We start from the raw sequence: 18,056 nt of genomic DNA, 5'->3' as shown, positions 1-18,056 counted from the left end.
CACCAGCCCTCCGTAGCCGGAGGTGTCAGAGGTGTCGTAGACACCGAACATGCCGTGGCGCACGTCGATGACTTCTTCGTCGGCGCGGCGGATCGCCTCCTGCGGGTCTTGTTCCGGGGAGCTCATCGCAACAGCCCGCGCATCTCGATGGTGGGCCTGGCCGCCAGCGCCGCCTCTTCCGCTTCGGCGATCGCGCGCTGGCGGTCGACCCCCAACGGCATTTCCTGAATTTTGTCGTGCAACTTGAGGATTGCGTAGAGCAGCATCTCCGGGCGCGGCGGGCAGCCGGGCAGGTAAATGTCCACCGGGACAACGTGGTCCACGCCCTGCACGACCGCGTAGTTGTTGAACATGCCGCCCGAGGACGCGCACACGCCCATGGCCAGCACCCACTTCGGCTCTGCCATCTGGTCGTAGATCTGGCGCAACACCGGCGCCATCTTCTGGCTGACCCGCCCGGCGACGATCATCAGATCGGCCTGGCGCGGGGTCGCCGAGAACCGCTCCATGCCGAAGCGAGCGATGTCGAATCGCGGCGAGGCCGTCGACATCATCTCGATCGCGCAGCAAGCCAGTCCGAACGTCGCCGGCCACAACGAACTCTTGCGAAAGTAGCCCGCCAGCTTTTCCACGGTGGTCAGCAGGAAACCGCTCGGCAGTTTCTCTTCCAGGCCCACGTCTTACCTCAATCCCACGTCAGGCCGCCGCGGCGCCACACGTAGGCGTAGGCCACGAACACTGTCAACACGAACACCACCATCTCGACGAGCGCGAAGATCCCCAGCGCGTCGTAGCTGACGGCCCAGGGGTACAGGAACACGATTTCGATGTCGAAGACGATGAACAACATCGCGGTGAGGTAGTACTTCACTGGGAACCGGTGTCCGCTGGTGGTGCGCGCCGACGCTGATTCGGGCGGCTCGATGCCGCACTCGTAGGCTTCCAGCTTCGAGCGGTTGTAGCGAGCGGGGCCGACCAGCGTTGCCACGATCACCGAGAACACCGCGAAAGCTGTGGCAATCCCACCGAGCACCAGGATGGGTGTGTAGACATTCATCCTGCAGAGTCGCTCTCCCTCGATGTGGTCTTGCTTGACGCTGACTGTGAGGTCAACCACAGCCTAACGATCTTGTCTGGCGCCCCGCTCAGGGGTCTGGATGTGAGCTCTGACACAGCGTGGGTAGCCGAAACGACACCGTAGCGTAGCGGCCGCCGTTTTACGCGAGCGTCAGCGGTTGGGCGGTGAAACCGCAACGGCGGCAGGCTAATCGGCTACCGCGGCAACCGAGTCAGGCTGCTGGAGAGCGCAGCAGCCCGAGCACCGTCCGTTCCAACAGGATGGGATCAATGGGATGGGCGACGACGGCTTCCGCGCGTGACCAGCTGGCCAACCAGGCATCGTCCGCGCGCCCGATCAGCACCACGATCGGCGGGCACTGCGCAACTTCGTCCTTCAGCTGTTTGGCGATTCCCATCCCACCGACCGGAGTGGCCTCGCCGTCGAGGATGGCCAGGTCGATCTCGCCGGCGTCGATGTGCCGGATCACCATCGGTGCCGTGGCCACCTCGACATAGCTCAGCTCGGGCAGGTCAGGATGCAGCCGTTTACCGAGCGCCAACCTGACCTTCTCGCGGGTTTCGGCGTTGTCGCTGTAGACCAGGATCCGCAGGGGCTGCGTCGAAGCGGGCACGGTCCAGATGCTACTGCCCGGCCACAATGCAAGCCCTTCGCGCAGCCGCTCGGCGACAGTGCGGGCCGCGCAACGGCCCGAGGCAAAGCCGGGCAATTGCCACAGGAGGGCAGGCAGTGATTAAGGCGCCCGAACGAAACGGCGTCAGCCGATGCCGTCGCTGTCTTGCCGATCATGCCCACCCGATTCCAGTCCAGCCCGAACTGCGCCCGGTCCACCTTGGTTTTTGTCGAGATCCGGACCGAGCCGTCACCGAGCACGCTGGTCGTGGCCGGCAGCGGCAGCTCGGCCGTGATGCCCTTAATGGTGAGGCTGGCGCGCAGGTCGGCTGCATTGCCGGCGGTCGGCTGCAAGGCGGTGACGACAACGCTGACCTCCGGGAAGCGCTCGGCGTCGAAGAAATCGTGCGAGCGAAGGTGCTCGTCGCGCTTGCGGATGCCCGTGCTCAGCGATGCGACCTTGATGTCAAGGCGCCCGAAGACTGCGCCCTTGCTGGTGAGCTGGCCGTCCCCGCTGACGTCGGTGAACCGGCCCTTGACGCTTATCAGGCCCCAAAAGTTTTTGATCTTGAAGCTGAAGGCCGACCGCTCGGGGACCAGGTTCCACACGCCGGCCGTGTCGGGATCGCTCAGCAGTGTTTCCAGAGTCGTCATGAGCACCTACCTGTTGTGTGGGGCCCGCGTCGCCGCCGAGCTTGGGCTGGATTGCCCGGCTCCTCCTCATCGCGCTTCGCGCTCTGCATCGTCGCCGAGCTCGGGTTGGATTGCCCGGCTCCTCCTCATCGCGCTTCGCGCTCTGCATCGTCGCCGAGCCTAGCTCAGCAGCGGAGCGAGTTCGGCCGGGTCGAAATACTCGTCGATGCGGCTGATCAGCCCATTTGCCCCTACCTTGATCACGATGCACACCCGCATGGCGATCGACCCGCCGCTGCGGCCCACAGCATGCAGGATGTGCTGCTGGACGAACCCGCCGTCGAACAGGACTCGATCCAAAACCTCGTAGCGGCGCTGCGACGTGGCGCCGACGAACCAGTCGATGACTCGAAGCGCTCGCGCTTTGTCGCGGTCCCGGCTGGCGCCGACCCGCCAGACCGCTATGTCCTCACTCCACAGGCGACCCACCGCTGCCATGTCGCTGTTTTCGATCGCCGCGAACAGCTGATCGGCCACCTCGGTGATGGCCTCGGCTCCGGGCATGGCAGCTCCTAAGTGACTGCGCGCCGTGCCCGCTAAGCACGGCCGCTACGAGATGGGGGACAAAGCTGCGCAGGATGACGCTACCTCGTCGGCGAGGGTGTGGCGGTGCCCGACCCGGGCGGCTCGGACGCCTGCGCCCAACGGTGGCGCGTCGTCGGCCGCAAGGCGGAAATGAGAGCGGTTCTTTGGAGGGCGCTAGGGAATATGCTTCGAGCAAGATAGGTTTTCTGTGGTGGCAGCATAAGGATCCACGTCGGACGTGCCGCAGGAGGTGATAGCCATGCTGAGGTTTGATCCACTCTTCCGTGACCTTGACCGACTGACGCAGCAACTATGGGGCAATCCGGTCGGAACCGCTACGCGTCCGGCGGTGATGCCAATGGATGTCTGGCGCGAAGGCGACAAGTTCGTCGTCGAGCTCGACCTGCCGGGGATCAAGCCAGACTCGATTGACGTCACCGTCGACCAGGGCGCGCTGACGGTGCGTGCCGAGCGCCCGTACGCAGGTGACGAGGGCCATGACTGGATGGCCGCGGAGCGCCCGCACGGCGTATTCAGCAGGCAGCTGTTCCTCGGTGACCAGCTCGACACCGAGCACATCGGCGCCGACTACACCGACGGGGTGTTGCGGCTGACGGTCCCGGTGGTCGAGGCCGCCAAGCCGCGCAAGATCGCCATCCAGTCAGGCGCCGGCCAGCAGGCCATCAGCGCCTAAACCGTGCGCGTGGGCCCTCGGCTTGGGTGCCGCCGTCCGCGCACACAGGCGCGGACGGCCCATCTGCTGCGGGAGGTTGGGGAGGCGATCAGATTACAGCTGTGACGAGCCGAGCCGCCGCCGACCAGATGTGGTGACTACCCGGACCCTCTACCGGTGAGCATATCCGCCCCGTTCGGCGAGACAAGGATAATGTCGGCGGCGGATTGTCCAGCGGCTCAGCTATTTTCAGCTTTTCTTACCGGCCGGTCCAACAGTGGGCCGGCCGATTGTGCCTAGAGTCGATGCTGCGGGCCGTTGCATGGTCAGGTGAACTTTCCCATACACACCATGTTTCGCTCGCCCTGCAGTCCCGGGGCGGGTGGAAGTTCTTCAGAGGCCAAGCCCTTTTCCGGCAGTGCATAGAGGTTCCAAGGTCGGGGCGGGGCGCCCGCCGGTTAGGTGGGGTTTACCTCGGCGAGCAGGCGGCGCCTTGTCATCGGTCCCGAAGTCGCCCGCCGCCATCGCCCCGGAGCCGGCGTCGCCGCCTGCGCGGTATACATTGCCTCGGGCATGCCGGTGGTGCGTGCGCGGCACGCAGAGGGGATAGCCTTGGCGGTTTACCGAGAGCGCAAATGCCTACTGTGTACATGACCGGATTGCGGGCATTGTGGAGGAATGACGTCCGCTTCTTCTGAGCCGGCGCTGGCCAGCGGATCATCATCGGCGGGCGAACTGCGCGTCGAGCCGTGCGTGTTGCTGAAGTACGGCGAGCTGGCGCTCAAGCGTGGTAACCAGCAGCGGTTCGAGCGGCATCTGGTGCGTAACCTGCGGCATGCGCTAGCCCATGGAAGTGACACAGCTCCGCGCGTGCAATTGCGGCGGCGCAGTGGCGTTTTGGCGGTGTCCGCGCCGCCGCTGACCCAGTCTGAAGTGGCTGAGCGAGCCCATGAGGTCATCGGCATCAGTGTTGTTCAACCGGTATGGCGGGTCGCCAAATCAGCTGCGGCGGCTGAGGCCGCGGCTGTGAAGCTGCTCCGCGAGCGCGACGCAGATCCCCCTGCGCCCACTTTTGCGGTGCGCTGCAAAAGGCGCGACAGGCGTTTTGGGTTGACCTCAGAGCAGTTGGCGGCTCGCATCGGAGCGCGAGTATGCGCCGAACTGGGCTGGCGGGTCGACTTGAAGCACCCCAACGTGGAGCTCGGGGTAGAGGTCGACCGGCGGGAAATCTTTGTCGGCGTCGACCGACATCGCGGTCAAGGTGGCCTACCCGTCGGATCCAGCGGCCATGCGCTGGTGCTGCTTTCAGGCGGATTCGATTCGCCGGTCGCAGCTTATCGGGCGATGCGCCGAGGATTGCGGTGCGATTTCCTCCACTGCACCGGCGCGCCCTTCACCGACGCGACCTCGACCTACAAGGCGTACGCGCTGGCGCGCCAGCTGAGCCGTTTCCAGCCTGGTTCGCGGTTATACGTGGCAGCCGTGGGACGCGCCCAGCGCACGTTGGCCACCAGTGGTGCCGGTGAAGCGCAAATCGTGGCACAGCGTCGGCTGTATGTCCGGGTGGCGGATGCGCTGGCCCGCCGTGTCGGTGCGCAGGCCCTGGTCACAGGCGACAGCCTGGGGCAGGTGTCCAGCCAGACTCTGGCTAATCTCGCCGTCGTAGAAGAAGCCGCCAGCCTGCCCGTGCTGAGACCGCTGCTTGCCTTCGACAAGGTGGAGATTCTCGACCAAGCGCGACAGATCGGCACCGCCGAAATCTCTGTCCTGCGTGACCAGGACTGCTGTCAGCTGTTTCTGCCACGTCGGGTGGCCACTTACACCACTGTCGGGCGACTCGCTGATGTTGAAGCCCGCGCCGGGATGGATACTCTCCTCGATAATGTGCTGAGCCACATCCAAGAGTTCGATCTCGATAGCTGCGAGGCCACCGCCGGCGCGCTGGCAGCGCAGGAAGCGACAACCGCGAAGGACCGGCACACGCAGCAGTGACCGACATCGACAGCAAGCAGCGAGGCCGCGACCAGATCAGCGCTCTGGTCGCGGCCCACGGCGCGTTCACCCAGGCGGCCGTCCAGGCATCGCAGTTGATGGCCGCCAAGGGACGGAGTAAATTCGCCGCGCACCTCGACCGTCACCGGGCTGAGCTCAACGTCGCTATCGGCGAGTTCGGCTTGTGGGCAGAGAGTTTCGGCGATTGGGCACGTGTTGACGTCGGTCACGCGATCCATCCACCGTTGCTGAGCCGCCCACCCGCCCCGGTGACCGAGGGTCGGATCGGAGCCGATTTGTTGATCTCGCGCGAGAACCTCAAAGCGCGCCGTGCCGTCCTGTTGTCGGAGCTCGGCAAAGCACGGTTCATTCTCGGTACCGCCGGACTACCGGCGGAAGAAATCTGTGCTTATCGGCGCATGGTGCGGTTATGGGCCGGTGAGGCAATCGATTTGGTGACCGGCGTGCATCGGCTGACCCTAGCTGACCAGTACATCCGCCGCCTGAGCCGGTTGCGCGGTGTTCCACACGCCTCGCCGGCGGCACGTGAAACTGGTGCCGCCCTTGTTCGGCAGTGGATGGAAGATCTCGAAGAAGCGGATCGCGAAGGCGAGCTGGCGTTGGCGGAGACGTGTGGCTACGGTGACATTGTCGAGTGCTATCGCGCGGATGCCCTGCGCTGTAACTGATCTCGGAGCACGCTTGTGCCTATTCCTTCTCGTCGGGGTGGTCGTATCCAGGATGGGCGACTGCTAACCGATGCCTTACCACGTTACGCAGACACGACATCACGTCCTGGATCTTTTCATCGAGAGCACCGGCTCGGATGGCCGCGGCCAGCTCGGCTTCGTCGGCGAAGCCGAGCTGCGCTATCGCCGCTCGCGGCGGGGCGTCGTCGGTAACAAGTAGTTCGCGTTCGACGATGCGCAGTGCGTTCGTGGCGACCCTGGCGTAGAAGTTAACGTGCCCCGTGGTCGCTTGGCGGACATCGGTTTCGAGAAACTCGGCGACCGCGGCGACGAGTTCGGCCGCGGTGGGGCGGCCATGCAGAGCGGTCGGGGCTGGTCTCGATTCGCGTGCCGCTGCGGTGGGATGGGCATCGGTGGCGCCGCTAGGGTCAAGCAGTTCGAGCAGATCCCACTCGGTCTCGCAGACCCGGCGGCCGATTGTGGCCAACTCTACTGAGCGGACGTGGCCGCTCAGGTGACGATGCGCCTGGTATCGGCAGATGACGCCCCAGCGCAGCGTGGCCAACACTAGCCACCAGTGAAACCGCACGCGGTCGACGGCAGTGCCGCTGGCCTCTTCGTAGGCCGCAAGGAAGCTTTCGATGCTGCCCAAGCCACCGGCCCCGCGGCTGGCCGGCGCGCCGAACCGCCAGGCGCGGATGCAAAACCAGGCCAGATCCTCATACACCTCGCCGATGTGCACGAGCTCCCAATCCAGAACAGCGGCAAGGCCGGAGTCGTCGACGATGAGGTTGCCCATCCGGAAGTCGCCGTGCACCAGACGGGCCGGTGACGGCGGCGGCCGGCGGGCGGTCAGCCAGCGGAACGCCAATTCGAAGGTCGCGGTGGTGTCACCCATGCCGTCGAGCCGGGCCCGCCACTCCGTCAGCTGGTCTTGGTGGTCGAGCTCGGCATCGCGCGGGTCGGCCCGATGGATGGCGGCCAGCGCGTGGGCGCACTGACGCAGCAGCCGTGCCCGGGCCTCGTCTCCTCCCGCCTTTTCGAGCTGACGATCGATGCGCCGCACAATTGTCTCGCCCTTGATCTCGTCGCAGACCAAAAATGGATCACCAAGCGGTGCAGTGGAATCGGCGGCGGCGAGAATGCGCGGGACAGGAGCACCGGCCGCGGCGGCAGCGGCTTGCACGCGGGCTTCGCGCTCCATGCCAGCATGCACGTCGTCGTCGGCCCCGGTGCGCAAAATCAGGCAGCGCCGTCCGGCAGGGGTGACTGCGTCGAAAGCCCAAGTACTCCGGCTGGCGCCGCCGGTCAGCGCACGCAGGTTCTCGATCGCCACGTCGTCGCCCAGCGTCGGCCGCAGCACCGCCGGCAGCCCGACCTGCAACCGCTCGGCAGCGGTCACCGGCGCGCCTTGTCAAACTTGAACAGCCGCTGCGCCACTCGGCGGATTTGGATTTCTTCGGAGCCTTCGGTGATCCGGTAGCGGCGATGGTGACGGTAGATGTGTTCGAACGGCTCATGGCGGCTGTAGCCCAGGCCGCCGAAGATCTGCATGGCCCGGTCCGCGGCGTCGCAGCACAACCGGTTGGCGCGGTAGTTGGCCATTGACACCTTGTCCGAAACCTCCAGTTGGTGGTTGCGGTCCAAGTGCCAGGCCGCGTAGTACACCAGCAGCCGCACCATCTGGGCTTCGGTGTGCAGTTCTGCCAGGGGCCACTGCACGGCCTGGTGGACCGACAGCGGCTTGCCGAACACTATGCGCTTGCCGGCGTAGTCGGCGGCGCGGTCGATGCAGTATTGCGCCGCGCCGAGGCTACTCGCCGCCTGTCGAATCCGGTTCTCGTGCAAGAACGTCTGTGCTACCTCCAAGCCGTGGTCGACCTCGCCGAGCACCGCCTCGGCGGGTACCCGGACGTCTTCGAGTTCGACTTCGCCGTGATCGCTGGGCATATTGAACGTCCACCAGTAGAACGGCACCGTGAAACCCGCCGCGTCGGTGGGCACCAGGAAAGCGGTGATGCCCGTTGCTTGCCCGCGCTCACCGGAAGTGCGGGCGAAGACCAGGTCGTGTGTGGCGCGGTGCACGCCGGTGTTCCAGCGTTTGGCACCGTTGATCACCCATCCGTCGCCGTCCCGCTCGGCTCGGGTTTCCAGCCAGGTAGCGTCTGATCCGTGCTGCGGCTCAGTGAGCCCGAATGCCATCGAGCGTTGCCCGGTAATCAGCGCCTCCGACCATTCACGGCGCTGATCTTCGGTGCCGAACCGTTCCATCATGATCACCTGCGGAAAGTTGCCGACAATCGACGATTCGTTCTGCAGGTCGTTGTGTAAGCCGATTCCCTTATGCGCCAGGTGCTCACGGATGACGGCCATGTCGAGGTTGGTGCCGTCCCGCCCGCCCAGCGAGGACGGTAATCCGTAACGCAGCCAGCCCGCCTTATCGGCACGCCGGCGCATCTCGTCGAGAAGGTCTTCCCACTCCCGACGCGGAATGCCGCCGTTGTCCAAGTCGGTGCGGGCGAATTCGCGGCGGTGATCGAAGTACTGCATGTGCTCGGCCTGCAGAGGAGCGATCTCGGATTCGATGAAAGCGTCGATGTCGGCTAGCAGCCGCGCAAGATGTTCGGGCAAGGTAAAATCCACTTCTGGCCTCCTCAAGTGCCGTAGAGCGTCTTCTTCCAGATGGTGGACAACGTGGCAATGGCGTCCTCGTCGCTTATTTGCAATCCCAGGGCGGAGGGACCCACGACGACGGCGGTGAAGTTCTCGAACAGCAGAGCGATGGCGGCGGCGGTGTGGTCCGGGTGAAGTTCGCTGCCGTAGCCGTGTTCTTGTGCTCGCCGCACAGATGCCGCGACGATGTCCATACCGAAGCGACGGAACTTCTTCTGCAACGCGGCGAACCGTTGCTGGGTGGCGCCCAATTGAGCGACGGCCACCATGATGCCGATGTTCTGTTTGAAGATGTTCCAATAGCCGGTGACCACCGAGGTGAAAAAGTCGTTGTCTTTCGGGGAGTCGGGAAGGCGCACCCAGAGCCGTGCGGGAGTCAAGACGTCGTGCAGAAAGGATTCGGCCAGCGCTGCCAGCAAGTCCTGTTTGTCGGTGAAGTAGCGGTAGAACACCGCCGGAGATTTTCCGGCTGCCGACGTGATGTCGGCGAGCGTTGTTCCATGGAAGCCGCGCTCGGCAAACAGTTTTCGTGCCGCATGCTCGATCGTCCGGCGTGTTTGGCGACCTTTGGAGCTCAGCGCCTCGGTGGCCATCACTGCCGCTTCCGGTCCCCGGCATGCAGTAGCGCGCCGGGAAGGTCGTGCCCGACAACCGATCTGGCAACGTCGGCGGCGACCATGGCAGCGTGCAGGTCGACGTCAACCTCGACGCCGCTGTCGGTGAGCAGGTAGACCAGATCCTCCGTGGCGATATTGCCGGTGGCGCCTGGCGCGAACGGGCAGCCGCCCAGGCCCCCGACCGACGAGTCCAGCCTAGTGACACCCGCTGCGAGCGCCGCGTAGGCGCTGGCCAGCCCTGCGCCGCGAGTGTTGTGGAAATGTGCGCCCAGCGGGGTGGTCCCGATCCGGGGACGTAGCGCCGCGATCAGCGAGCTGACCCGGCCCGGCGTGGTGGTGCCGATGGTGTCGGCGATCGAGATCCGGTCGACACCCTGCTCGCAGGCGGCTGCGGCGATATCGAGCACGCGCTGCGGCGCAGTGGGCCCGTCGAACGGGCAGTCCCACGCGGTGGCGATGATGACTTCTGCGGTGGCACCCGCGTCGTGAGTGATCGCGACGATCTGGCCGATCTGCGCGGTGGCCTCGGCGCTGCTGCGCCCGACATTGGCGCGACTGAACCCGTCCGAGGCCGCCGCGACGTATTGGATGGCCGTCAATCCGGCTGCCATCGCCCGCCTGGCGCCGTTGGGACTGGCCACCAATGCGGAGAACTCGATGCCAGGAAAGCGGTGCAGCTCGGCGGCCAACTCCGCGGCATCGGCCATCGAGGGCACCTTCGACGGAGATACGAACGCGCATGCCTCCACCTCGCGCACCCCAGTGACGGCTATCGCATACAGCAGTCTCAGCTTGGCGGACAGCGGGATTGGTGCCTCGATCTGCAATCCGTCCCGCAGCGCGACTTCCCGGATTGTGACATGTTGGGTCATAGCACCCCCTCGCGGCGCAGTCGGTCGAGTTCGTCAGCGGTCTTGGCGAGCAGGCCCCGGTAGACATCGTCGTTGTGTTGTCCGGGCCGGTCCGGGCCGGCGTTGCGGATACCGCCGGGCGATTCGGAGAGCACCGGCACGATACCGGGTCCGAGCACGGTACGTTGGACCCCCTCGTCAAAGTGCTCGGCGATCATCCCCCGGGCCCGCAACTGAGGGTCCTCGACCACCTCGGCCACCGTGTTGATCGGTCCAGCGATTACACCTGCCGCGCTTAACGTTTCGATGATCTCTTTCGGCTGACGCTGCCCTGCCCAATCGCCGATGATCTTGTCGAGTTCGTCTTGGTTGCGGCCGCGGGCACCGTGGGTGGCGAACCGGTCGTCGGTGGCCAGCTCCGGGCGCCCCATCGCCCGGCACAGCCGCGCGAACACGGTGTCCTGGTTGGCCGCGATCACTACCCAGGTGCCGTCGGCGCAGCGATAGATGTTGGACGGCGCAATACCCTCCAGCCGGGTGCCCGACGGTCCGCGCACCACCCCGCCGACATCGTAGTCAGGGATGGTGGATTCCTGGATAGCCAAACACGATTCGGTCAGCGCCACGTCGACAACCTGACCGCGGCCGGTGACGCCGCGGCGGTACAGCGCCGCTAACGCACCTTGGGCGGCGAACATCCCGGCCAGGCTGTCGCCCAGCGACAACGCCAGCCGCGGGGGCGGTCCTCCGGGAAATCCATTGAGGTGACGCAGCCCGCTGGCCGCCTCCGCCACTGAGGCGTAGCCGGCCTTGTGCGCCTCGGGGCCGGTCTGCCCGTAGCCGGAGACCCGCACCAAGATGATGCCCGGATTACGTTGGCGCAGAACCTCGTAGCCGAGGTTCCACTTCTCCAGAGTGCCGGGGCGAAAGTTCTCCACCACGATGTCGGACTTTTCGACGAGGTCGAGAAACAGCTCACGCCCGCGATCTTTGCGCAAGTCCAGCGTCACGGCTTTCTTGTTGCGGGCGTGCACGGTCCAGAAGAAATGGTGCCCGTCGAGCTCGGCCTGACCCCAGGTGCGCAGGGGGTCGGGCGCCCCCGGTGGTTCCAGCTTGATGACCTCGGCGCCCATATCACCGAGCAGTCGGCCGGCGAACGGTCCCGCGATCAACGTGCCGAGTTCGAGGACCCGGATGCCGTCCAGCGCGCCCGCGGGTGTCATGCGCCGCTCCTGCTCATCACACCGCTCTGCATCGTCGCCGGCGGTGTCATTTCGTCCCCAAGTCGTGGCGAACCAGCCAGTCGCTGACGATGTCGACGGCCAGGCGCAGCTTGTCACGCTGGTCCGGACCGGCGTAATAATGTGTCGCGCCGGGTATTTCGTGCATTTCCTTGTCCGGATGGCTGATCGCCTCGAAGAGCCGGCGGGTGTGGCTCGGTGTGCAGGCGTCGTCGGCAAGGTTGCCGATCACCAGTGCGGGCACGGCGATGTCACGTCCGCACGTGATGCCGTCGGCGCGGGCGTCGTCGTAGCTCCACTGCGAAAGCCAGCTGCGCAGGGTGCAAAAGCGGGCCAGCCCGACCGGGCTCATGTTCACTACTCGAGGATCGCCCAGGTAACAGGTTCCGGGGGTGCGTTCGTTGGGATCGACGCTCGGATCCAGCCAGCGGGGATCGGCCATGGTGCCGTGCACGACAAAACAGAATTCGTCATCTGGGCGTCCGGCAGCCTTGAGGTCTGACAGCTTGTTCTTGACCCACGCCGTGATGCGGCGGTTGCGCTCGATCTGGGCCTGCCGGTAACGGGCCAGGAATTCCTCGGAGTACGGCGGTTGGTTCGGGTTGTCCGGGTGGTAGAGGTCCAGTTCCGAGTCGCGGTTGGTCGGGTCGGACTCGTCGAGGATGGACGCGTCCAGCCATTCGGTCAGCGTGCCGTGCCGGCTGATGTGAGCCGCCAGCAGCATGATGCCGTCGGCGGGAATCAGGTCGAGCTGGGTCAAATCCGGACCATCGCCCGACGGGCTCGAGGCCAACGTGGGATGTTGCGCCTGCTGTTGATAAAACAGCGACAGCGAGCCGCCGCCACTCCATCCGGCCAGCACCACCTTCTGATAGCCCAGCCGTTTCTTGGCGTCCTTGATGCACTCGCCGAGGTCCTCGACCACTTTTTCCATCAGCAGCGCCGAGTCGGTTCCGCGGAACCGGCTGTTGCAGTAGATGACGTGGTGTCCAGCCCGGCCTAACGCGTTGATCATCGGCAGGTAGGCGCCGCCGCCGATTGGGTGCATGAACACGATGACAGTGTCTGACGGCTTGTCTTTCGGCTTGAGCAGATAACTCTCCAGCACGGTGATCTCGGCCAGGCCGCCGTAAATGTCGCGGACACCCGCATTGTTTTGGAAAGCAACGAGGTACGGGATGCGGTCGTAGTCGTGTTTGGTCATCAGTACTGTCCGAGGTCGCGGGCCAGCACCTCGGCGGACGGAGTCAGTCTCCTGCGGGTGTCCACCGCGATGACCTGCCAGTCGACGCGTGAGTAGTCGTCGAACTTGCGCCGCGCCCGTTCCCTGGCCTTCTCCGGTGCGCCGTGATGAACCCCTTGCGGCGCATGAGAAATCAGGCCCGGCGGCATCGGGATGCCGTAGAGCGAGCCGCCATGGAAGAAGGCGATCTCGTCGTAGTCGACGTTGCGGTGATACCACGGGGTGCGCTCGGTGCCCGGCACGCCTTCGGCCGGTCTGGGCAGAAAGTTCATCACATAAACACCGGTGGCCTGCATGAACAAATGCACGGTCGGCGGCAAATGCACGCTGTCGGAGGTGACGACGTTGTAGTCGGCGATGTTGAAAGTGAACGGGAAGTTGTCGCCGCGCCAGCCTTCGACGTCGAGCGGATTATGTTGGTAAAACAGGGTTGTCGGGCCGCCCTCGTGCACGAGCCGGACCGCGTACTCGTCGCGGCCGTCATCCCGCGGCGGTGCCGGCTCGGGGATCGTGGCTTGCGCTGGGTCGAAGGGGAAGTGTCGCCCCAACGCGCCGGGCGGCGGGACGCGGAACTCGTCGGTTGCCTCGATCATCAACAGTGTTGTTTCGCGCTCCGGTAGCTGGCGCCAGGTCGTCGCCTTGGGCAGATACACCCAGTCGCGTTCGCGGTAACGCAGCGGACCGAACTCGGTTTCGAGCAGCCCGGAGCCGTTGTGTACAAAGCCCAGCAGATCACCGTCGACATGGCGGACATAGAACGGCATCGCTTCGCTGCGCCGCGACAATGAAATGCGGCAGTCGGCATTGGAGAACATCAGTAGCGGGCCTTCGTCGGCGTCGGTGGCATCGCCGGGTTTGAGCTCACCGGTCAGCACGTCGATACGTCGCAACGGGCCGACCGCACGGTAGGCGGTGGGGTCATGGCGGCGGTACAGGTTGGCGGTGCGGCCCGTGAACCCGCCACGGCCGAGTTCGTCGTCCTTGAGGCCGTCGAGGTCGGCGTGCAAGCGCCGCGGAGTGCGGCCTTTGCGCAAGTGGACAAAGGATTCCATGGACAGCTCCCAGGTCGGCATAGAAAGTAAAAGTGACATTACTTTTCCTTTCGAAGCCACACAAGGGCGAGCGGACGCAAAATCACCCCATTCGCGTCCGAGAGTTCATCGGGCGCTATCTTGACCGTTTCGAAGTCACTACGTAATCCGGCTTGCAACTGGCGTGCGACGCGGTGGGCACGGGCTAGATCGGTGGTCTGAACGAAGGCGTTCAACCCGTACACCGTGTCGTTGGCCATCCTCTGGTTCACCGCGGCTTCGATGCCGTGGTGTTGGCGGCGATGGCGGTGCTCGCCGATGTGGGCGCCGACTTCATCGAGGATCTCGACACCGTGCTGTCGAGCCTGGTGCATGGCTTGGTCGGGCGGTTCGCCACCCGCGAGATCGCCATCACCGACATCCTGCCGGCGTTGGATCGCGCGGTCTTCTGGTTGACCTCGGGTTACCAAGGTCGCCAATCGTTTGAAACTGACTGATTAGCCTCGCAGTCATGACCCGGTCATCGCTGAGCGGATGACCTCCAGGTCATGATCATCGATCTTGAACACCCCGAACCGGAACTTGTAGCCCCACCGAGCCTTGTCCTCGATGAAGTCGAGTTGGTCGAGCAGGGGCCGGATCGGCGTCTCGGTGCACTCCAGGAAATCGACATTGCGACGCCACGGTTGAAAGTCAGGCGTCATCGTCGCCTGATATGGCTCATCGTCCGCGACGCGGCCGATGGCGGTGAAGGCCTGAAGCGGCTCCCCGTCGGGGTAGGCGGTCTTCGGTGAGTAGAAGATGATCCAGTCACCACGAGCCATCTTGCGCAGCATGTTCGGCTTGCCGTGGTTAGCCTGGGTGAAGCGACCCCGCACCCCTTCTGCGACATGGTCACGGCTGACCGTATTGATCCAGTTCGTCATGAGCGCATGCTAAGCCGGGTGGCCGACACATCTGCGCGTTGTTGTCGGCCTGTGGATAACCGGCACACACGTGCGACGCGAACACCGCCAAGCTGTCCGGGGCGTTCGTGTCGGGCTTGATATCACATACGACATCAAGTTGGAGAAAGCATCAATCCCCGCCGGAGCGACTGAAGAGGCTGCTGAGCATGCTGAGGTTAGCCACGATGCGATCCGCAGGGCACGCTGGCACGAGAAGACGCAAAAAGCCCCCGATTTCAACAAAATCCGGGGGCTTTTGCGTCTGCTCGCCGCTACTTGAGCTCCGACGATGACATGCCCAACAAACGGCGAGCTACCACCAATTGCTGGATCTGCTGGGTGCCCTCGAAGATGTCCATGATCTTCGAATCACGCGCCCACTTCTCGAACAGCGTCTGCTCGGAATAGCCTGTGGTGCCAGCCAATTCGACCGCCTTCAGCGTGATGTCGCTGGCCACCCGGCCGGCCTTGGCCTTACCCATCGACGCCTCTTTGGAGTTGGGGATGTTGTTGTCGGCCTGCCACGCCGAGCGAAGCGTCAGCAGATAGCTTGCCTCCCAGTCGGCCTCCATCCGCAGGAATTCGGCGGCAGCGGCGCTTTGGGCGTGCCACGGCTTGTCGTAGGAAATTTCCACGCCCGTCTCGGTGAGGACCTTGCGGAGCTCTTCTAGCGCGGCGCGGGCAATTCCGATGGCCATGGCAGCGACGATCGGGCGCGTGTTGTCGAAAGTCTCCATCACACCGCCGAAACCCTTGCTGGTATCGATCGCTGGGCTGCCCAGCAGGTTCTCTTTGGGGATGCGGACATTATCGAAGCGAATGGTGGCCGTGTCGGAGCCCTTGATGCCGAGCTTGTTCTCCAGCCGCTCGACGGTGACACCCGGATGCTCGCGCGGCACGATGAACGGCTTGATCGCTGCGCGACCTTTCGACTTGTCCAGCGTCGCCCACACCACGATGTGGGTGGCCCGCGAACCGGAGGTGACATAGATCTTTTCGCCGTTGATCACATATTCGTCGCCGTCGAGTCGAGCGGTTGTCGACACCGCGGCCGAGTCTGAGCCGAATCCGGGTTCGGTAATGGCCATCGCCGCCCAGACCTTGCCTAACCGTTGCAGCTGCTCGTCGGTGGCCAGGCCGGAGATCGTCGCGTTGCCCAGGCCTTGATAGGGCATCGAGAGCATCATCGCGGCGTCGCCCCAACTGGCCTCGATCGTTTGCAGCACCGCTGCCATGTTGGGACCGTTGCGGTTTTCTTTCTTGCCTGCGCCCTCACGGAACGCCTCGGCGCCGGTGAGCCCCAACGTGTTCGACTCGGCGGCACCCATGAACAGGTTGGCCAGCGTATCGAGCTCGACCGGGTAGGCGTGTTCGTTCAGGTCGTATTTGCGGGCGATCGGCCGCATCATTTCGGCGGCACCCTGATGTGCCTTGTCGATCACCGCGTGCATCTTGCGAGGAAGTTCCAGATTGATTGCCATGATTGGTCTTTCGGTTGCGAATTAGATGACGACGACGCCCTCGGCGACGCCGATGGCTCGCAGGTCGCGGTACCAGCGCTCGACGGGGTGTTCCTTGGTGTAGCCGTGGCCGCCGAGCAGCTGTACGCCGTCGAGGCCGATCTGCATGCCTTTGTCGGCGCCCAGCCGCTTGCCCAGTGCCGCTTCGCGGGTGAACGGCAAGCCCTGCTCGGCGCGGGCAGCACCCCGCCAGGTGATCATCCGCAGGCCGTCGAGTTCGATGGCGATGTTGGCGCACATGAACGCTACGGATTGCCGACGGGCGATGGGCTCCCCGAAGGCTTCGCGTTCCTTGACGTAGGGGACGACGTAGTCGAGCACCGCGCGCGAGGTGCCTACCGCCAGTGCCGCCCAGCCCAGCCGGGACAGCGCGATCGCCTCGGAGTAGTCGTCGTCGGTGGCGTCATCCTCGCCCAGCCGGGCGCTCAGCGGCACCGACACATGATCGAGCTCAACCTGACCCAAAGCCGCCGCGCGAATCCCCATGCTCGGATCGGCCTTGACGGTCAGCCCGTTGCTGGACGACTCGACGATGAACAGGGCCGGCTTGCCGTCGAGTTGCGCCCCGACGATGAACAGCTCTGCATCGGCGGCCGCCGGAACCAACGACTTCACCCCGTTCAGTCGGTAGCCGCTCGGGGTGCGCGTGGCGGTGGTCTTCAGATTGGTCGGGTCGAACAACGGCTGCGGTTCGGCGATCGTGACGCAGGCTTGCGGCACATTCTCGCCGGCGAATTCCTTGAGATAGGTGGCCTGCTGATCGGCGCTACCCCAATGGGTGAGTGCCGAAGCCACACCGCCGGGCGCCAGGATCGGGAGCGCGAGCCCCATGTCGCCGTAGGCCAGTGCCTCAGCTACCAGGACGTTGGTGACGCTGGAGCGGTGCGCGGCGATCCCCTCGAAATCTTCGGGAACGTTGACTGCGGTGACACCGAGCTCGGCTGCTTTCGCGATCAAGTCCGGCGGATACTTCGCGGCCTCGTCGGCGTCGGGCGCGGCCGGGCGGAGAATCTCCTGAGCGAACTGATCGACGGTTTCGACGATCATCTTCTGGTCGTCGTCGGGAGTCAGGTCGAAATAGTCCTTGCCGCTGGCCTTCAGGCGAGTCGGCCCACCGCGAAGGCCTTGGACCCGCTTGAACTGACGGCTGGTGGCACCCGCAACCGAAAAGCCGGTCTTGACCCCGTACCGCAAACTCCGGTTGAGGGGATCACGGAGGTGATATTTGTCCAGAAAATCCTGGCCCACGATCGGGGTAAGCAATCCCAGCGCGATGTCGATACCGGTGCGCTTGTGCTTGTGTTCCCCGACGGCGGTTTTGCGGCCGGACCGCTTGGGGCGTCCGTTCGTGGCAATGGTGTTGGTCATGTCAGCAGCCTCGGTCGTTGGGGCGTTGCGATGACTCTATCTTACTCCAGAGTAAGATAGCGAGGTCTGTTAACTACTTCACACCTGCGAGAGGTCCGCCCAGATAGGTAGCCGTCGCGGGCCCCAACCCTCGGCCGGCCCGTCAAAAACGCCGGGTAACCGATAGCCGCACGCCCGGCAGCACCCCTCATCGGTCAGTGCGTAATGCCGCGTCGCATACCAGTCGCGAACCACGACCGCCGCACCGCAGGCGGGACACCATGTGGTGCCGCCCTCGGTGTCGTGCACGTTGCCGGTGTAGAC

Annotated in this window: 18 protein-coding genes and 4 pseudogenes (1 of these 22 only partly in view); 4 read left to right on the top strand and 18 right to left on the bottom strand. The window is 64.8% G+C overall.

Annotated features, from left to right (window positions below; translation table 11 throughout):
* From ACFE99_RS08755 to ACFE99_RS08730, 6 genes and pseudogenes are all read right to left on the bottom strand, one after another.
* Nucleotides 1–126, bottom strand: a pseudogene (locus ACFE99_RS08755) (NADH-quinone oxidoreductase subunit C); the annotation flags it as partial.
* Entirely contained in the window at nucleotides 123–677 is a 555-nt protein-coding gene (locus ACFE99_RS08750) for a NuoB/complex I 20 kDa subunit family protein (protein WP_375484336.1), read from the bottom strand. The pseudogene ACFE99_RS08755 and the gene ACFE99_RS08750, both read right to left, overlap by 4 nt.
* An 8-nt stretch (nucleotides 678–685) precedes the next feature.
* A complete protein-coding gene (locus ACFE99_RS08745) occupies nucleotides 686–1,057 on the bottom strand; it encodes an NADH-quinone oxidoreductase subunit A (protein ID WP_375484343.1) in 372 nt (123 codons plus the stop codon).
* 232 nt (nucleotides 1,058–1,289) lie between these two features.
* A complete protein-coding gene (locus ACFE99_RS08740; RefSeq protein WP_375484334.1) occupies nucleotides 1,290–1,691 on the bottom strand; it encodes a hypothetical protein in 402 nt (133 codons plus the stop codon).
* Nucleotides 1,692–1,828: 137 nt separating this feature from the next.
* Nucleotides 1,829–2,344 (bottom strand): annotated as a pseudogene (locus ACFE99_RS08735) (YceI family protein); the annotation flags it as partial.
* Nucleotides 2,345–2,503: 159 nt separating this feature from the next.
* Nucleotides 2,504–2,887, bottom strand: coding sequence for a nuclear transport factor 2 family protein (locus ACFE99_RS08730; protein WP_375484332.1), 384 nt, complete (start codon nucleotides 2,885–2,887; stop codon nucleotides 2,504–2,506).
* Nucleotides 2,888–3,167: 280 nt separating this feature from the next.
* Here ACFE99_RS08730 and ACFE99_RS08725 point away from each other — a divergent pair, with 280 nt between their 5' ends.
* From ACFE99_RS08725 to ACFE99_RS08715, 3 genes are all read left to right on the top strand, one after another.
* Complete coding sequence (locus ACFE99_RS08725; protein WP_375484330.1) at nucleotides 3,168–3,602, top strand: Hsp20/alpha crystallin family protein; 435 nt, start codon at nucleotides 3,168–3,170, stop codon at nucleotides 3,600–3,602.
* 714 nt (nucleotides 3,603–4,316) lie between these two features.
* Nucleotides 4,317–5,573, top strand: a complete 1,257-nt coding sequence (thiI, locus tag ACFE99_RS08720; protein ID WP_375484341.1) for a tRNA uracil 4-sulfurtransferase ThiI — start codon at nucleotides 4,317–4,319, stop codon at nucleotides 5,571–5,573.
* Entirely contained in the window at nucleotides 5,570–6,262 is a 693-nt protein-coding gene (locus tag ACFE99_RS08715) for a hypothetical protein (protein ID WP_375484329.1), read from the top strand. Before thiI ends, ACFE99_RS08715 begins: the two co-directional genes overlap by 4 nt.
* Nucleotides 6,263–6,281: 19 nt before the next feature.
* Here ACFE99_RS08715 and ACFE99_RS08710 read toward each other — a convergent pair whose 3' ends face one another.
* The 8 genes and pseudogenes from ACFE99_RS08710 to ACFE99_RS08675 form a co-directional block, all read right to left on the bottom strand.
* Nucleotides 6,282–7,664: a phosphotransferase family protein gene (locus ACFE99_RS08710; RefSeq protein ID WP_375484328.1), complete on the bottom strand. Its 1,383-nt coding sequence runs from the start codon at nucleotides 7,662–7,664 to the stop codon at nucleotides 6,282–6,284.
* Nucleotides 7,661–8,905 (bottom strand): acyl-CoA dehydrogenase family protein, encoded by a 1,245-nt coding sequence (locus ACFE99_RS08705; RefSeq protein ID WP_375484327.1) that lies wholly within the window; start codon nucleotides 8,903–8,905, stop codon nucleotides 7,661–7,663. Before ACFE99_RS08705 ends, ACFE99_RS08710 begins: the two co-directional genes overlap by 4 nt.
* Nucleotides 8,906–8,916: 11 nt before the next feature.
* Complete coding sequence (locus ACFE99_RS08700; protein ID WP_375484326.1) at nucleotides 8,917–9,528, bottom strand: TetR/AcrR family transcriptional regulator; 612 nt, start codon at nucleotides 9,526–9,528, stop codon at nucleotides 8,917–8,919.
* A complete protein-coding gene (locus tag ACFE99_RS08695) occupies nucleotides 9,528–10,424 on the bottom strand; it encodes a hydroxymethylglutaryl-CoA lyase (protein ID WP_375484325.1) in 897 nt (298 codons plus the stop codon). The genes ACFE99_RS08700 and ACFE99_RS08695 overlap by 1 nt, the downstream gene beginning before the upstream one ends.
* On the bottom strand, nucleotides 10,421–11,626 hold the full coding sequence (locus tag ACFE99_RS08690) for a CaiB/BaiF CoA transferase family protein (protein WP_375484324.1): 1,206 nt from the start codon (nucleotides 11,624–11,626) through the stop codon (nucleotides 10,421–10,423). Before ACFE99_RS08690 ends, ACFE99_RS08695 begins: the two co-directional genes overlap by 4 nt.
* 46 nt (nucleotides 11,627–11,672) lie before the next feature.
* Nucleotides 11,673–12,848, bottom strand: coding sequence for an alpha/beta hydrolase family protein (locus ACFE99_RS08685; protein ID WP_375484322.1), 1,176 nt, complete (start codon nucleotides 12,846–12,848; stop codon nucleotides 11,673–11,675).
* Nucleotides 12,848–13,939, bottom strand: coding sequence for a homogentisate 1,2-dioxygenase (locus tag ACFE99_RS08680; protein WP_375484321.1), 1,092 nt, complete (start codon nucleotides 13,937–13,939; stop codon nucleotides 12,848–12,850). Before ACFE99_RS08680 ends, ACFE99_RS08685 begins: the two co-directional genes overlap by 1 nt.
* A 146-nt stretch (nucleotides 13,940–14,085) precedes the next feature.
* Nucleotides 14,086–14,181, bottom strand: a pseudogene (locus ACFE99_RS08675) (aldehyde dehydrogenase family protein); the annotation flags it as partial.
* Between the two features lie 24 nt (nucleotides 14,182–14,205).
* Between ACFE99_RS08675 and ACFE99_RS08670 the strand changes: the two are divergent.
* Nucleotides 14,206–14,415: a hypothetical protein gene (locus ACFE99_RS08670; RefSeq protein ID WP_375484320.1), complete on the top strand. Its 210-nt coding sequence runs from the start codon at nucleotides 14,206–14,208 to the stop codon at nucleotides 14,413–14,415.
* A gap of 12 nt (nucleotides 14,416–14,427) precedes the next feature.
* On the opposite strand, the gene ACFE99_RS08665 is transcribed toward ACFE99_RS08670, so the two are convergent.
* From ACFE99_RS08665 to amrS, 4 genes and pseudogenes are all read right to left on the bottom strand, one after another.
* Complete coding sequence (locus ACFE99_RS08665; protein WP_375484319.1) at nucleotides 14,428–14,844, bottom strand: EVE domain-containing protein; 417 nt, start codon at nucleotides 14,842–14,844, stop codon at nucleotides 14,428–14,430.
* Between the two features lie 293 nt (nucleotides 14,845–15,137).
* The gene (locus ACFE99_RS08660; protein WP_375484318.1) at nucleotides 15,138–16,346 is read right to left on the bottom strand and encodes an acyl-CoA dehydrogenase family protein; all 1,209 of its coding nucleotides are present in this window, start codon (nucleotides 16,344–16,346) and stop codon (nucleotides 15,138–15,140) included.
* Between the two features lie 21 nt (nucleotides 16,347–16,367).
* Nucleotides 16,368–17,753 (bottom strand): acyl-CoA dehydrogenase family protein, encoded by a 1,386-nt coding sequence (locus ACFE99_RS08655; protein WP_375484317.1) that lies wholly within the window; start codon nucleotides 17,751–17,753, stop codon nucleotides 16,368–16,370.
* A gap of 78 nt (nucleotides 17,754–17,831) precedes the next feature.
* A pseudogene (gene amrS / locus ACFE99_RS08650) lies at nucleotides 17,832–18,056 on the bottom strand (AmmeMemoRadiSam system radical SAM enzyme); it runs 883 nt beyond the window's last position.

It is taken from the genome of uncultured Mycobacterium sp., from assembly GCF_964249325.1.
In the GTDB taxonomy this organism is placed as follows: domain Bacteria; phylum Actinomycetota; class Actinomycetes; order Mycobacteriales; family Mycobacteriaceae; genus Mycobacterium.
The sequence above is the reverse complement of the archived record's forward strand: the minus strand, read 5'-3'. Positions and strand labels throughout refer to the sequence as shown.